General features: G+C 69.7%; 14 protein-coding genes. 8 read left to right on the top strand and 6 right to left on the bottom strand.

Features of this window, described 5'->3' with window-relative positions; all coding sequences use genetic code 11:
* Window positions 1–8 precede the first annotated feature (8 nt).
* Complete coding sequence (locus FHU35_RS05790; RefSeq protein ID WP_145737312.1) at window positions 9–491, top strand: Lrp/AsnC family transcriptional regulator; 483 nt, start codon at window positions 9–11, stop codon at window positions 489–491.
* Window positions 492–619: 128 nt separating this feature from the next.
* A complete protein-coding gene (locus FHU35_RS05785; RefSeq protein ID WP_222429283.1) occupies window positions 620–1768 on the top strand; it encodes a trans-sulfuration enzyme family protein in 1149 nt (382 codons plus the stop codon).
* Between the two features lie 39 nt (window positions 1769–1807).
* Here FHU35_RS05785 and FHU35_RS05780 read toward each other — a convergent pair whose 3' ends face one another.
* Both FHU35_RS05780 and FHU35_RS05775 read right to left on the bottom strand, forming a co-directional pair.
* On the bottom strand, window positions 1808–2194 hold the full coding sequence (locus FHU35_RS05780; RefSeq protein WP_145737311.1) for a VOC family protein: 387 nt from the start codon (window positions 2192–2194) through the stop codon (window positions 1808–1810).
* Window positions 2191–2475, bottom strand: coding sequence for an ArsR/SmtB family transcription factor (locus tag FHU35_RS05775; protein WP_145737310.1), 285 nt, complete (start codon window positions 2473–2475; stop codon window positions 2191–2193). The genes FHU35_RS05780 and FHU35_RS05775 overlap by 4 nt, the downstream gene beginning before the upstream one ends.
* A 190-nt stretch (window positions 2476–2665) precedes the next feature.
* Between FHU35_RS05775 and FHU35_RS05770 the strand changes: the two genes are divergently transcribed.
* Together FHU35_RS05770 and FHU35_RS05765 are read left to right on the top strand one after the other, a co-directional pair.
* Window positions 2666–3439 (top strand): adenylate/guanylate cyclase domain-containing protein, encoded by a 774-nt coding sequence (locus tag FHU35_RS05770; RefSeq protein ID WP_145737309.1) that lies wholly within the window; start codon window positions 2666–2668, stop codon window positions 3437–3439.
* A gap of 74 nt (window positions 3440–3513) precedes the next feature.
* The gene (locus FHU35_RS05765) at window positions 3514–4695 is read left to right on the top strand and encodes a glycosyltransferase (RefSeq protein ID WP_145737308.1); all 1182 of its coding nucleotides are present in this window, start codon (window positions 3514–3516) and stop codon (window positions 4693–4695) included.
* A 16-nt stretch (window positions 4696–4711) separates the two neighbouring features.
* Here FHU35_RS05765 and FHU35_RS05760 read toward each other — a convergent pair whose 3' ends face one another.
* Both FHU35_RS05760 and FHU35_RS05755 read right to left on the bottom strand, forming a co-directional pair.
* On the bottom strand, window positions 4712–5506 hold the full coding sequence (locus FHU35_RS05760; RefSeq protein WP_145737307.1) for an arylamine N-acetyltransferase family protein: 795 nt from the start codon (window positions 5504–5506) through the stop codon (window positions 4712–4714).
* 41 nt (window positions 5507–5547) lie between these two features.
* Window positions 5548–5982, bottom strand: a complete 435-nt coding sequence (locus tag FHU35_RS05755) for a MarR family winged helix-turn-helix transcriptional regulator (RefSeq protein WP_145737306.1) — start codon at window positions 5980–5982, stop codon at window positions 5548–5550.
* Window positions 5983–6139: 157 nt separating this feature from the next.
* On the opposite strand from FHU35_RS05755, the gene FHU35_RS05750 reads away from it, so the two are divergent.
* The 3 genes from FHU35_RS05750 to FHU35_RS05740 are packed head-to-tail and all read left to right on the top strand — an operon-like array spanning window position 6140 to window position 9354.
* Complete coding sequence (locus tag FHU35_RS05750) at window positions 6140–6775, top strand: TetR/AcrR family transcriptional regulator (RefSeq protein ID WP_246110089.1); 636 nt, start codon at window positions 6140–6142, stop codon at window positions 6773–6775.
* Window positions 6772–8376, top strand: a complete 1605-nt coding sequence (locus FHU35_RS05745; protein ID WP_145737304.1) for an MDR family MFS transporter — start codon at window positions 6772–6774, stop codon at window positions 8374–8376. Before FHU35_RS05750 ends, FHU35_RS05745 begins: the two co-directional genes overlap by 4 nt.
* A gap of 15 nt (window positions 8377–8391) precedes the next feature.
* Window positions 8392–9354: an alpha/beta hydrolase gene (locus FHU35_RS05740; protein WP_145737303.1), complete on the top strand. Its 963-nt coding sequence runs from the start codon at window positions 8392–8394 to the stop codon at window positions 9352–9354.
* 208 nt (window positions 9355–9562) lie between these two features.
* Here FHU35_RS05740 and FHU35_RS05735 read toward each other — a convergent pair whose 3' ends face one another.
* Window positions 9563–10531: a glycoside hydrolase family 64 protein gene (locus tag FHU35_RS05735; RefSeq protein WP_145737302.1), complete on the bottom strand. Its 969-nt coding sequence runs from the start codon at window positions 10529–10531 to the stop codon at window positions 9563–9565.
* Window positions 10532–10802: 271 nt separating this feature from the next.
* Between FHU35_RS05735 and FHU35_RS05730 the strand changes: the two genes are divergently transcribed.
* Window positions 10803–11807 (top strand): LacI family DNA-binding transcriptional regulator, encoded by a 1005-nt coding sequence (locus tag FHU35_RS05730; RefSeq protein WP_145737301.1) that lies wholly within the window; start codon window positions 10803–10805, stop codon window positions 11805–11807.
* Between the two features lie 101 nt (window positions 11808–11908).
* Here the strand turns inward: FHU35_RS05730 and FHU35_RS05725 are convergent, their stop codons facing one another.
* Entirely contained in the window at window positions 11909–13084 is a 1176-nt protein-coding gene (locus tag FHU35_RS05725) for an MFS transporter (protein WP_186459272.1), read from the bottom strand.
* Window positions 13085–13242: the final 158 nt, after the last annotated feature.

The following is a 13242-nucleotide window of genomic DNA, read 5'->3' as shown; positions in this document are numbered from 1 at the left end:
TGCGGCCCGTGGCTGCACAGGTGGAACTGGACGTCGTGGACATGCGCTTGCTGCGGGCGTTGCAGGAGGACGCCCGGATGACCAACCGCGAGCTGGCGGCGAGAACGGGCATCGCGACCTCGACCTGCTCGGACCGGTTGGCGCGTCTCCGGGACGCGGGGGTGATGCGCGGATCGGCGGTGCGGATCGAACCGAGCGCGGTCGGCCGCCCGCTGGAGGCGATGCTGGCGGTGCGCGTTCACCCGCACCGGCGTCCGCTCGTGGACCCGTTCGTGCAGCACGTCCTCGCCCAGCCCGAGACGCGGCACCTGTACCACCTGACCGGACCGGACGACTTCCTCATCCACGTGACCGTCGTCGACGCCGCCGACCTGCAGAGGCTGGTGCTGGACGAGCTCACCGCGCGCGACGAGGTCGTCATGGTGCACACCCACTTGATCTTCCACCAGTGGCGCGGTGGCCCGCTGCTGCCGCCCGGCGCCGAGGGCTGACCGGACGATCGCCGGATGAACGCGCTCTCAGACCGGTGCGGCCGGACCAACGCGGATCAACACCGCCCTCGGCCGACGTTCATCCGGAGATCCGACCGCGGCGCCGGAGGACCGCTGATCCTCGTGCGGTGACCGAACAGACGTTTTGGACCCGTGCCGTGCACGCCGGCCGCGACGACCTCACCGATCAGGGCCTGCACGCCGTTCCGCTGGACCTCTCGACGACCTATCCCAGCCGGGACAGCAGGGACGAGGCCGAGCGCCTCGACGTGATGACCACAGGAGCCCAGGTGACGGGCACGCCGATCTACGCCCGGCTGGGCAACCCGACGGTCGCCCGGTTCGAGGGAGCCATCGCCGAGCTCGAAGGCTGCGAGTCCGGTGTCGCCTTCGCCTCGGGCATGGCGGCGCTGTCGGCGTGCCTGCTCGCCACCGTCGCAGCCGGTCGTCCGCACGTCGTGGCGGCGAGGCCGCTCTACGGCACCAGCGACCACCTCATCGCGTCCGGACTGCTGGGCAACCAGATCACCTGGGCGGACCCGGCGGACGTCGGTGCCGCCATCCGGCCGGAGACCGGCCTGGTCATCGTCGAGAGCCCGGCCAACCCGACGCTCGCGGAGATCGACATCCGCGCTGTCGCGGACGCCGCAGGTGGCGTTCCGGTGCTCGTCGACAACACCTTCGCCACACCGGCTCTGCAGCGCCCCACCGACTTCGGCGCCGCCGTGGTCCTGCACAGCGCGACGAAGTTCCTCGGCGGGCACGGGGACGCCATGGGTGGTGTGGTGACCTGCGCGGAGGAATTCGCCCGGCGCCTGCGCCAGGTCCGCATCGCCACGGGCGGAGTGCTGCACCCCTCGGCGGCGTACCTCCTGCAGCGCGGCTTGGCCACGCTGCCGGTCCGCATGGAGCGATCGTCGGCCACCGCAGCGGTTCTCGCGGAACGCCTGCTCGCGCACCCGAAGGTCAGCGCCGTGCACTACCCGGACCCGAGCAAGCTCGGCCAGCTCGCCGCCGGCGGTGCGATGCTGTCGTTCGAAGCGGAAACCCCGCCGCACGAGGTGATTTCGGCGGTCCGCCTGATCACCCCGGCGGTCAGCCTCGGCAGCACCGACACGCTGCTGCAGCACCCGGCATCGCTGTCACACCACATCGTCGCCCCGCAGGACCGCGCGGCAGGCGGCATCCCGGACGCGCTGCTCCGCCTGTCGGTCGGTCTCGAATCCCCGGAAGACCTCTGGCGCGACCTCGACCGAGCCCTCAACCGAACCACCTGAGCCGGTCAGGCCCTGTTCGAACGCGTCCTGGTCAGGCGCTCACTTCTCGTGGGCGATCTGGAGGAGGTTGCCGCAGGTGTCGTCGAGGACCGCGGTGGTGACCGGCCCCATGTCGGTGGGCGGCTGGGTGAAGCGGACGCCCAGGGCGGTGAGGCGGTCGTACTCGGCCTGGACGTCCTCGACCGCGAAGGAGGTGAACGGGATCCCGTCGGCTACCAGGGCTTCCTTGAAGGGCTTGGCCGCCGGGTGCTGGTCGGGTTCGAGGACGAGTTCGGTGCCGTTCGGCTCCTCGGGCGAGACGAGCGTGATCCAGCGGAACTCGCCCATCGGGATGTCGTGCTTGACCTGGAAGCCGAGGACGTCGGCGTAGAAGCGCAGGGCCTTCTCCTGGTCGTCGACCATCATGCTGTGCAGGTTGATCCTCATGTGCCCGGCCTTTCCCTGAGCCACCGCTCGACGATCGGTTCGAGCGGTGCGGTGTCGATGTGGTGGAACTTGTAGCGGCCGTCCCGGCGCGTCCTGACCAGGCCCGCGGCCTCGAGGGCGTCGAGGTGCTGCGAGATCGCTTGCCGCGAGGAGGCGAGCCCGTGCTTGGTTGCCAGGCGCGCGCAGATCTCGAACAGTGTCTGCCCGTTCTGTTCGGTCAGCTCGTCGAGGATCGTGCGCCGCGTCGGATCAGCCAGAGCCTTGAACACGGCGTCATCCACACCGGCGACGATAGGCAAGCAACGACTTGCATGTCAATCCACCGCGTCACCCCCGCCGGTGGCGTCCCGACTGGGAGTCGGGACTTCCGTGGAGATCGAACACTTCACCCGGAGAGGAGGTGTGGCCGCACGCAACCTACTTAACAGTAGGGTGTGGGCGGCGAGTGGTCGGGTGTGAGGGGTTCGCGTGATGGTCGATGGGTCGCGGCTTGCGGGCTTCTGGGGTCGTGCCGGGGATCGAGCGCGGCAGGTCAACGAGAGCCGGCGCGTGGTGGGAACGCTGCGCGGGGTCCGGCGGATGCTGCCGGGATCCGGCGAGCCCGCCTACCCGGCTTCCGGGAGGCCTTCCGATCGGGTGGCTCGGCTGATGCTGCAGGCCGCCGGGGATCGGCCCAGCGCCGTGCGCGAGCTGGGGCTCGTGACCCTCCAGGCCTGGCAGGCGCTGACGAAGAAGGACGCCGACGGTCCGGTGACGATCATGTTCACCGATCTGGTCGGTTTCTCGACCTGGGCGCTGCGGGCCGGTGACGAGCAGGTCCTCCGGCTGCTCCGGGAGTTCTTCGACGTCAGCGAGGACGTGGTGACCGGCTACGGCGGAACCGTGGTCAAGTCGCTCGGTGACGGTGTCATGGTCGCGTTCTCCAGCGCTGACGCGGCGATCGAGGCCGCGGCGGCGCTGGGGTCGGCGGTCAGCGCGCTCAACCACGACGGATATCGCCCCTCGCTTCGGGTGGGGCTGCACCGGGGGCAGCCGCGCAAGGTCGACCAGGACTACATCGGCGTGGACGTCAACATCGCCGCTCGGGTCGCCGACGCCGCAGGCGGTGGGGAAGTGCTGGTCACCCAGCAGGTGCTGGAGGCCGTCGACCGCGGCCGCTACGTCACGCGCAGCCGCCGGTTCCGGGCGAAGGGGACGCCGAAGGATCTCGCGGTCTACGCCGTGGTTCCGCGTCACGAGCGCTGAGCGGCGGGTGTACCGTCGCAACTAGACAGCATGCTGTCTAGTTTGCCTGCGAACCCGGCCGAATGGGATTGACCTTGCGCATCCTCCTGACAGCCATGCCCGCGTACTCGCACCTCGTGCCGCTCATGCTGCCGGTCGGCAGGCAGCTGCGCGACGCCGGGCACGAGGTCGTCGTCGCCACCAGCGAGGCGATGGCCGGCACCATCGAGAGCGCCGGCCTCACACCGCTGCCGCTGCCCGACCTGCTGAGCATGCACGACCTCGCCGCGGACCCGGATCGGTACGGCGCAACGGGATTCACGCCCGAGAACGCCGCCAAGCGCGGCGTGGAGACGATCGGCGTGACGCCGGACGTCTTCGGCCGCAACTTCGTCAACCTGCTCGGAACCCGTTTCGGGGAACGGCTTCTGGAGTCCGCCGATCGGCCGGACCTGGTGATCCGCGAAGCGACCGAGTTCGGCGGCTACTTCGCGGCCGAGAAGTGGGGCGTGCCCAGCGCCGTCCTCGACATCGGGCCGATGGCGCCCTACGGCGAGATCCTGGACGAGGTCAACGCCGGTCGTGAGCGCTTCGGGCTCGCGCCGATCGAGGACCCGTGGCAGCCGATGCACACCTTCCGCGCGGGCGTGATCCCGGACGTCTACTACCCGCAGGGCGCGCGCCTGGACTCCGCGCGGCACTACCGGGTCCCGAGCGGCGACGAGCAGCAGCTGGACCCGGAGATCGCCGACCTGCCGGACCGGCCGCTGGTGCTGGCGAGCCTCGGCTCCAACGCCCCGGCGATGCTGGGCGAACGTCCCGCGCTGCTGGAGACGATCATCGAGGTCCTCGGGAAGCTCCCGGTCACCGGTGTGGTCGCGCTGGGCGCCCACCGCGATCCGCGGGACTGGTCCGGGGTGCGGGCGGAGAACGTGCACCTGACTTCGTTCGTCCAGCAGCAGACGCTGCTCCCCGCCTGCGACGCGTTCATCAGCCACTGCGGGTTCAACAGCACCCGCGAATCCCTCTACGCCGGTGTCCCGCTGGTGGGCCTGCCGATGTTCGCCGAACAGCCCGACAACGCCGCGCGCGTCGTCGAACTCGGCGCGGGTCTGGCGCTCAACATCGAGGACGCCACCGTGCCGGCTCTCCACGAGGCGGTGTCGAAGGTGCTGGAAGAACCGTCGTTCCGCAGCGCCGCTCGCGGTGTCCAGCGCCGCACCCTGGCCCTGCCGCCGCTGTCGAAGATCGTCGAAGACCTGGAGCAGCTCGTCTGAGCCGACCCCATTGCCATCACGGTGATGGGGCCTGGAGGTCCGCGAGTTCGTCCTCGGTGAGGTCGACGTCCAGGGAGCGGAGCGCTTCCGCGACGTCGGCGACCGGCGTCGCCTCCTGCGAGCCGTCCGGGCGTTCGACGACGAGCGTGGTGCCGATGAGCTTGCGGCTGAGGCCGTGATCGAGGCGCATCACGACGAGCTTGCCGGTGAACGGCGAGTCGGGATGCGTGGCCGTGTAGTGGTTGTAGACCTCGTAGTCGATGAGGCGCTGCGGCTGATCGTCGAAGGCGTGCAGCGGTTCCCAGCCGTCGGAGGTCGCTTTCTCCAGCGTCCAGGTGCGCCCGTCGCGGACCAGGCGGTGCTCCCAGCCCGCCTGGTCGACGACCGTGCCGTCCTCCAGGGGCATCGGCCGCAGCACACCGGCGCCGAACCCGACGTCGGCGAGGTGCTCGGTGCCGTCGACGGTGACGACGAGGTTCATGTGCGTCCGAGGGCCGTTGTGGTGCGGCTGGACGCGTGCGGCCCGGCGGGAGACGTCGTAGCCGAGGCGTTCCAGCGCGGCGGCGAACAGCAGGCCGTGCTCGAAGCAGTAGCCGCCGCGTCGCCTGCCGACCAGTTTCGCCGCGATCGCCTCCAGGTCGAGGCTCGGCCTGAGCCCGCGAGCGGGGTCGACGTTCTCGAACGGGATCGTGCGCACGTGCGCCTCGTGCAGGGCGGCGAGCGCCTCGGCGGTCGGCGGTGCCGCGGGCTGCTCCACGCGAGCGAGGTACGCGTCGAGGTCGAGTGCTTCCACACCCCAGGAACCGGTCATGGCACCGGCTTCACACCTCGAGCGCGGTCGAAGTCAACGCCTCAGCCGAAGTTCCGGGCGAGGCGGGCCAGCAGGTCGTCGAGGACGTCGATCTCCTCGGCGGACAGGCCGGTGACCAGCTGTTCGTTCGCCTTGCGGGAGGCCCGTTGCAGGCGGTGGTGGGCGGCGCGGCCCTCGCCGGTGAGGTGCAGGCGCACGGCGCGGCGGTCGCCCTCCGCCTCCCCGCGCACCAGCCAGCCGCTGTCGACCAGCCGATCCACCTGGCGGGCCAGCGTCTGCCCGCTGACGTGCAGCGATCCGGCGAGATCGCGTTGGATCAGCGGCCCGTGCACGGTGAGGGCTTCCAGGATCGTCCAGGTCGTGAAGCTCGCCCCGGCCTCGCCGAGCCGCTGCTCGAAGTTCGCGCGCGCCTGCCTGGCGATCATGTTGAACCGGTACCCGAGACTGCCCAGGCCGGTGCCGATGGCGTCCACCATGCGCACAGTTCTACCTCAGAAGCTGTTCCAGGATCGCGTTGCTCGGCGGTGCGGACCGAGTCCCGCATCTGCAACAACCGCTACCGCCGCACTCCGCAACGGCGCATCAGGCCAACCGGTTCTGCACGCTGGAGCCGATAGTGCAATAATGCACTCCGTGTCTGATGGTGCAACTCCTGCTTCGAAGCGTCGGGTCCACACGGCCCACTCGCTGACCGCCGCCGCGCGCCGCCGCACGGCCGACGACGGGCTGTCCGGCTTCACCGTGGACGAGATCTGCGACGAGGCCGGGATCTCCAGACGCACCTTCTTCAACTACTTCGCGTCCAAGGAGGACGCGGTACTGGGGTTCACAACGTTGTGGGACCAGCACGAGATCGAGGAACGGTTCATCTCGGGCGGCGAACCCGAGGAGCCCGGGGTGTCGGCGAGCCTGCTCGACGACTACGCCGCGCTCCAGGTCGATCGCTGGACCGAGGTCGGGCTCACCCCCGAGCACGTCGCCGACCTGGTCACCGCGACGGACCGGGAACCCCGGCTGCTCTCACGGCTGTTCGAGCACGTCCGCACCCGCGAGCGTGCCGACATCGACCTGGTGCGGGCGCGAGAAGGCCTTCCGGAAGGTGATCTCCGGGCGGCCGTCGTCGTCCAGCTGGTGAGCGCGCTCGCGGGCGCCTGCATGGGGCAGTTCCTCGAACCGGACAACCCCGATCCGCTGAACACGATCATGCAACGCCGCTTGGTGGCAGCTCGCGAGGTCTTCGCCGCCACGCTCACCGGAGGGACCCGATGACCGACACCGAACCGAAGTTACTCCTCACCCAACGGCGGATCTGGATCATCTTCAGCGCGCTGATCGCGGGCATGCTGCTGGCCAGCCTCGATCAGACCATCGTGTCCACCGCCATGCCCACGATCGTCGGCGACCTCGGCGGCGTCGCGCACCAGGCGTGGATCACCACCGCCTACCTGCTGGCCACCACCATCGTCATGCCGATCTACGGCAAGTTCGGCGACGTGCTCGGCAGGCGCAAGCTGTTCCTGATCGCCATCGCGCTGTTCACGCTGGCCTCGATCGGCTGCGCCGTGGCCGGCGACTTCTGGACCTTCGTGATCTTCCGCGCCGCGCAGGGCCTCGGCGGCGGCGGTCTGATGATCCTCTCGCAGGCGATCATCGCCGACATCGTGCCCGCGAGCGAGCGCGGCAAGTACCTCGGACCGCTCGGCGGCATCTTCGGCCTGGCCGCGGTCGGGGGACCGCTGCTCGGCGGGTTCTTCGTCGACCACATGTCCTGGCACTGGGCCTTCTACATCAACATCCCGATCGGCATCGCGGCGTTCGCCATCACCTACTTCGCGCTGACGCTGCCCAGCAAGAAGGCCACCAAGCCGCTGGACGTCCCCGGCGTCGTGCTGCTGGCGCTGGCCACCACGAGCCTGATCTTCTTCACCGACTTCGGCGGCGACGCTGCGCACGGCTGGAGCGCTCCGGAGACGTGGCTCTGGGCAGCAGGCATGGTCGTCGCCACGGCGCTGTTCGTGCTGGTCGAGTCCAGGGCGAGCGACCCGGTCATCCCGCTGTCGCTGTTCCGCAACCCCATCTTCGTCAACGCCACCAGCATCGGGCTCGTGCTCGGCCTGGGCATGTTCGCGGCGCTGGGCTTCCTGCCCACGTTCCTGCAGATGTCCACCGGGACCTCGGCGGCGGTGTCGGGCATGGCGATGCTGCCGATGATGGCCGGGCTGATGCTGACCTCGATCACCTCCGGTGCGCTGATCACCAAAACCGGTCGCTACAAGGTGTATCCGATCCTGGGCACGCTGATCACCGGCGGTGGGATGCTCGCGATGACCACGCTGTCGGCCGACACCCCGGTGTGGCTGCTGTGCGTGTTCCTGTTCGTCTTCGGCGCCGGCCTGGGCCTGATCATGCAGGTCGTGGTGCTGGTGGTGCAGAACTCGGTCGATCCGGCGATGCTCGGCACGGCGACCAGCACCAACAACTACTTCCGGGAGGTCGGCAGCGCGCTCGGCGTCGCGGTGTTCGGCACGATCTTCTCCACGCGCCTGACCGAGAACCTCACCGGGATCTTCGCCGGTGCCGGTGCTTCCGCGCAGCAGGCGGAGCAGTCGGCCGTGTCGCTGTCGCCGGACGTGCTGCAGCAGCTGCCCGAACCCGTCCGGGATGCGATCGTCGCCGCCTACGCCGACGCGCTGGCGCCGGTGTTCTGGTACCTGATCCCGTTCATGGTCCTCGCGTTCCTGCTGTCGTTGCTGCTCAAGCAGATCCCGCTGTCGGAGGTGGCCGGACTGGTCGCGCGCGGGGAAGCCATCGGTGGTGACGAGGCCGAAGCCCTCGAAGCGCAGCAGCGCGCCACCGCCAAGACCCATTGATCGTGAGGAACTCGCATGGCTGAGATGGACCTGCGGGTCAGGCTGCTCGGGAAGCTGACCGGCCTGGCACCCAGCGTGACGGACATGACCGACGAGCAGCTGCTCGCTCGGCAGCGGAAGACCTTGCCGCGCAACAAGGTCGTCGACTACCTGCTGGGCGCGCGCCCGCCGGGCATCATCACCACCGACCTCACCGCCGCCGGCGCCGAGGGCCGGATCGGGATCCGGGTGTACCGGCCGATGCACGCCACCGAGCCGCTTCCGCTGGTCTTCAACATCCACGGCGGTGGTTTCATCGGCGGCAACCTCGACATGGGGGACTGGTCCTGCGGCCGCATCGCCCAGGAGGTCGGGGCGGTCGTGGTGTCGGTGGACTACCGGCTCGCCCCCGCCCACCGGTTCCCGGCGGCGGTGGAGGACTGCTACGCGGCGCTGGTCGACGTGGCCGCGCGCGCCGCTGACCTCGGCGCGGACCCGGAGCGCATCGCGGTCATGGGCGACAGCGCGGGCGGCAACCTGGCCGCCGTGATGTGCCTGCTGGCGCGGGACCGCTCCGGCCCGGAGATCGCCTTCCAGGGCCTGATCTACCCGGCCACCGATCTCACCCTCGGCAGCCCGTCGCTGCAGGAGAAGGCCCACGCGCCGGTGATCACCACGGCCGAGGCCACGAAGATGAAGGACACCTACCTCGGTGGTCAGGACCCGGCGAACCCGCTGGCCTCACCGCTGAAAGCGGCGCACGAGGGGCTGCCGCCCGCGCTGATCCAGGTCGCCGAGCACGACCCGATCCGCGACGACGGGCTGCGCTACGGGGAGGCGTTGCGGGCCGCCGGGGTCCCGGTTCGCACCACCACCTACGTCGGCATGCCGCACGGCTTCCTGGCCTTCCCGAACCTCTGCCGCAGCGCGCCGCAAGCGCTGGGCGAGCTCTGCGCCGAGTTCTCAACGGCCCTGGTACGGCCCCGAGCCACGGACTGAGAAGCGTGGACCCGCGCCACCGACTGATAGGTGTGGGGACTCGTTTCGGGTCCTGTGGGGGGTGGGGGAAGTTTTCATGAAAACTTCCCCCACCCCCCACAGGACACCGACCACGAACAGTGCCTAAAGCAGGTCCGGGGCGCGCCCGCGCGGGAGGTGCGGACGCGCCCCGAGTCTCGTTCTCCTGCTGGGAATTCCAGCTAGGAGGTCAGGAACCCACGGCCACGACCAGCCATTGCGGCCCCTCGTGGGAGACGTAGGAGGCCTGTTCCGCCACGTCGTCGTACGGGAACCCGTAGGCCTTGCCGTCGATGTTGTGGTCGTGCCAGAACTGGGCGTAGTAGTTCGCCGGACCGGTCGGGTAGAACTTCGACGGGTCGTGCTGCTGGTCCTCGGGCAGGTCGGCGACGTGCCGGTTGAGCGCAGCGCACTTGTTGGCGTCGCCGCCCAGCGTCCCGGCGCACCCGAAGATGTTCTGCGTCGTCTCGTTCACGCCGACCGAGTTCGCGTAGTCGGTGAAGTAGCCCGCCTGCGCGCCGCCGTCCTGGAACTCCGGCGAGCTGCCCGGTGCGATGATCCGGTTGGGATCGTCGGCGAGGTGCTTGAACTCCTCCGGGACCTCATCGCGGAACTTCTGGAAGGTCGCCTCGCGGCTCTCCTGGAACGTCTCGTAGTCCTCGCCGAACGCCGCGTCGAAACCGTCGTCGGCGTGCAGCCGCATCGCCAGCTTCAACCCGAAGGCGTCCACGCGCGTGGTGTTGCCGTTGAAGACGTTCTCGCCCACGGTGAACTCGATGAAGTCGGTCAGCGGGCTGTCCGGTGCGCCGACGTGGAACTCCATGCGACCGGCCGAGTTCGCGGGCATGTCCAGGTAGGGCTGCTCGGCGATGGAGTGCGTCTCGCCGTCGAACGTCCAGTAGACCTGGTCGTCCGGGTACTGGCCGTTGGTCTGGTTGATGACCTTGACCATGAGTTCGTTCTGCGCCGGGGGAATGCTCGCCACATCGCCCCAGAACTCCTCGGGCGGAGGCGTTCCGGCCCGGGTGACGTCGGCCGGGTGCGGCTCGGCGGCCTGCGCCGGGAGCGAGGCTGCGACGGTGGCCGAAGCCAGCGCGCCCGCTGTCAGCAGGCCCAGAGCGCCGCGGCGCCACTGCCGCGTCACTGCGGTTCTGGTCATGTTTCACTCTCCGAACTAGGAGGAATGAAGATCCGAGAGCGCTCTCGGGATTCAGGCTTTCTCGATCCCGAGCGGAAGTCAACGTTCCGGATGACGGCTGTCCGCTTCTCGCCAGGGGCGCGCCGGAAGTTCGCGGAGATCGCCTGTTCTGCGGCTTTTCGCCCTCCGCTGTACGGGTACGTCGGATGATTCGCCGAGTTCGCTGACCGCGCGCGGCAGGACTGGGTACCGTTCACCGTCAGCGCGCGGACCCACCGAGGGGGCAACGGTCATGAGCAGAGGGGATCGGCGGCCGACCTTGGAGACGGTCGCGGCCCTCGCCGGGGTCTCCCGCGCGACCGCGTCGCGGGTGATCAACGACCAGCCCGTCGCCCCGCCCAGCAGGCGGGCGGTGGAGCGGGCGATCGCGGAGGTCGGCTACGTGCCCAACCAGGCCGCGCGCAGCCTCGTCACCCACCGGACCGGCCTGATCGCGCTGGTGCTGCCCGAGTCCTCCACCCGCGTGTTCTCCGACGACCAGTTCTTCCCCCGTCTCATCCAGGGCGTCAGCCAGGAGCTGGAGACGGCCGACGAGCAGCTGGTGCTGATGCTGGCCGGATCCGCCACCAGCCGCGAGCGGATCGAGCGCTCCGCCGTGGCCGGGCGCGTCGACGGCGTCATGCTCGCCTCGCTGCACGGCACCGACCCGCTGTCCGGGGCGCTGGCGAAGTCCGGGGTCCCGGTGGTCAGCAACGAGCGCGTCCTCGGGCCGGTCGAGGTGCCCAGCATCGGCGTCGACAACCGGGGCGGCGCGAGAGCGGCGGTGGAGCACCTGATCGCGACCGGGCGGCGGCGGATCGCCACGATCACCGGGCCTTCGGACATGATCGCCGGCATGGACCGCCTCGACGGGTACCTGGAGGCGATCGAGGGTGCGCAGGAACCCGTCGTGGCGTCCGGCGACTTCACCCGCGCCTCCGGTGAGGCGGCGATGACGCGGTTGCTCGCGGAGCACTCCGGTGTCGACGGGGTGTTCGCGGCCTCCGACCTGATGGCCGAGGGAGCGCTGCACGTGCTGCGGCAGAACGGATTCCGCGTCCCGGAGGACGTGGCGCTGGTCGGCTTCGACGACATCACCCGCGCCGCCCACACCGATCCGCCGCTGACCACGGTGCGCCAACCCGTCGACGGCATCGGCCGCCACCTCGCCTCCCAACTCCTAAGCCTCATCGCCGCAGAACCCGTCGAACCGGCGATCACCCTCACCACAGAGCTCATCATCCGCGACTCCACCTGACCCAAAAACCGGCCAAATCCCAGTTTTAGTCCAAACCGAGGACCCTCCGCGCCCGAAATGTCCGCTCAGTTATGACTAAAACTGGGCGCTCCAGGGGCTCGTCAGGTGCGGGCGGTCGCTTGGGAGTTGCTGGTGAGGTGGTGTGCGAGCTCGGACGTGCCCAGGGCGAGGACGAGGCCCGCAGTGGCCAGTGGTCCGAGTGAGTTCGGCCCGAGGACGGTGACGGCGACACCGCCGAGCACGCCGGAGAGCGCGATCGCGACGTAGAGAGCAGCGCCGTTGAGCGCTACCGTCAGCGAAGTCCGTCCTCCGAGCGCCAGGATGCGATAGGTCTGCGGGGCGGTCACGCCGAATCCGATCAGCCCGTACGCGGCCGCGGCGAGAAGTGAAGTCGCGATCGTCGTGCTCCAGAGGGGAATCAGGACGAACACGGCGATGAGCCCGAGCAACGCGCCTGCGACGACCGGGCGGCCTCCGAACCGGTCCGCGAGTCTGCCGGCGAGGAAATTTCCGGCGATCCCGGAGATGCCGAGCACGCTCATGACCGCCGCCAGCCACAAGCCGTTTCCTCTCGTGGAGTCCGCCAGAACGACGGAGATGTAGGTGTAGGGGATGTAGATGGCCGTGAACGAGACGAGAGTGGTCACCAGCAGTGCGAGCACGCGGCGATCGACGAGTGGTGCCCACCTCTGCCGCAGCCCCATCGCGTCGTGGTCGCTCGTCCGCACCTGCGGAACCCACCTGAGAACCGCGACACCCACCAGGAGAGCGAGTGCGGACAACGTCGCCATCGTGACTCGCCAGTCCGTCACCGCCGCGAGCGCGGTGCCGAGCGGAGCGCCGATCGCGATGGCCACGGTCATGCCTGTCGTCACGGTTGCCACCGCTCGCCCTCGGCGTTCCTGTTCCACGAGTTCCGCAGCGACAACGGTCGCCGTGGGCAGGAACAGACCTGCTCCGCAAGCCGCCAGCACTTGCGCTCCCAGCAGCAGGACGAACGAGCCTGCCGCGCTGCTCAGGGCGGTCCCGAGGAGGTAGAAGATCAAAGCCAGGAGAAGCACCCTCTGCGGGCCTCGCCGGACGGTCGCCGCCGCTAGCGCCGGTCCCGCGATCGCGGCGGTGACTCCGAAGATCGTCACGACTTGCCCTGCGGTGGCGACCGCGATTCCCAGCGACCGCGCGAGCTCGGGCAGCAAGCCGGCCAGAACGAGCTCGCAGGTCCCGACGACGAAGGCGCCGATCCCCAGCAGCACCGGCGCCTGAGCGGAACGGCACATCCTTCTCCCCACGACAACGTCCGTCCTGGACCACCGGGAGTGGACCACCAACCCGGGCGGGGAGTCCACCGATTTCCGGTGGACGACGCCTCCGTGCCAGGGCGTGGGGACGAAGATCCCAGCAATCGGCGGCGCGAACACCGCGAGCGCCCGTGACA

Origin of the sequence: Saccharopolyspora dendranthemae (assembly GCF_007829955.1) — a bacterium.
GTDB lineage: Bacteria > Actinomycetota > Actinomycetes > Mycobacteriales > Pseudonocardiaceae > Saccharopolyspora > Saccharopolyspora dendranthemae.
This window is presented reverse-complemented; position numbering and strand designations above follow the sequence as displayed.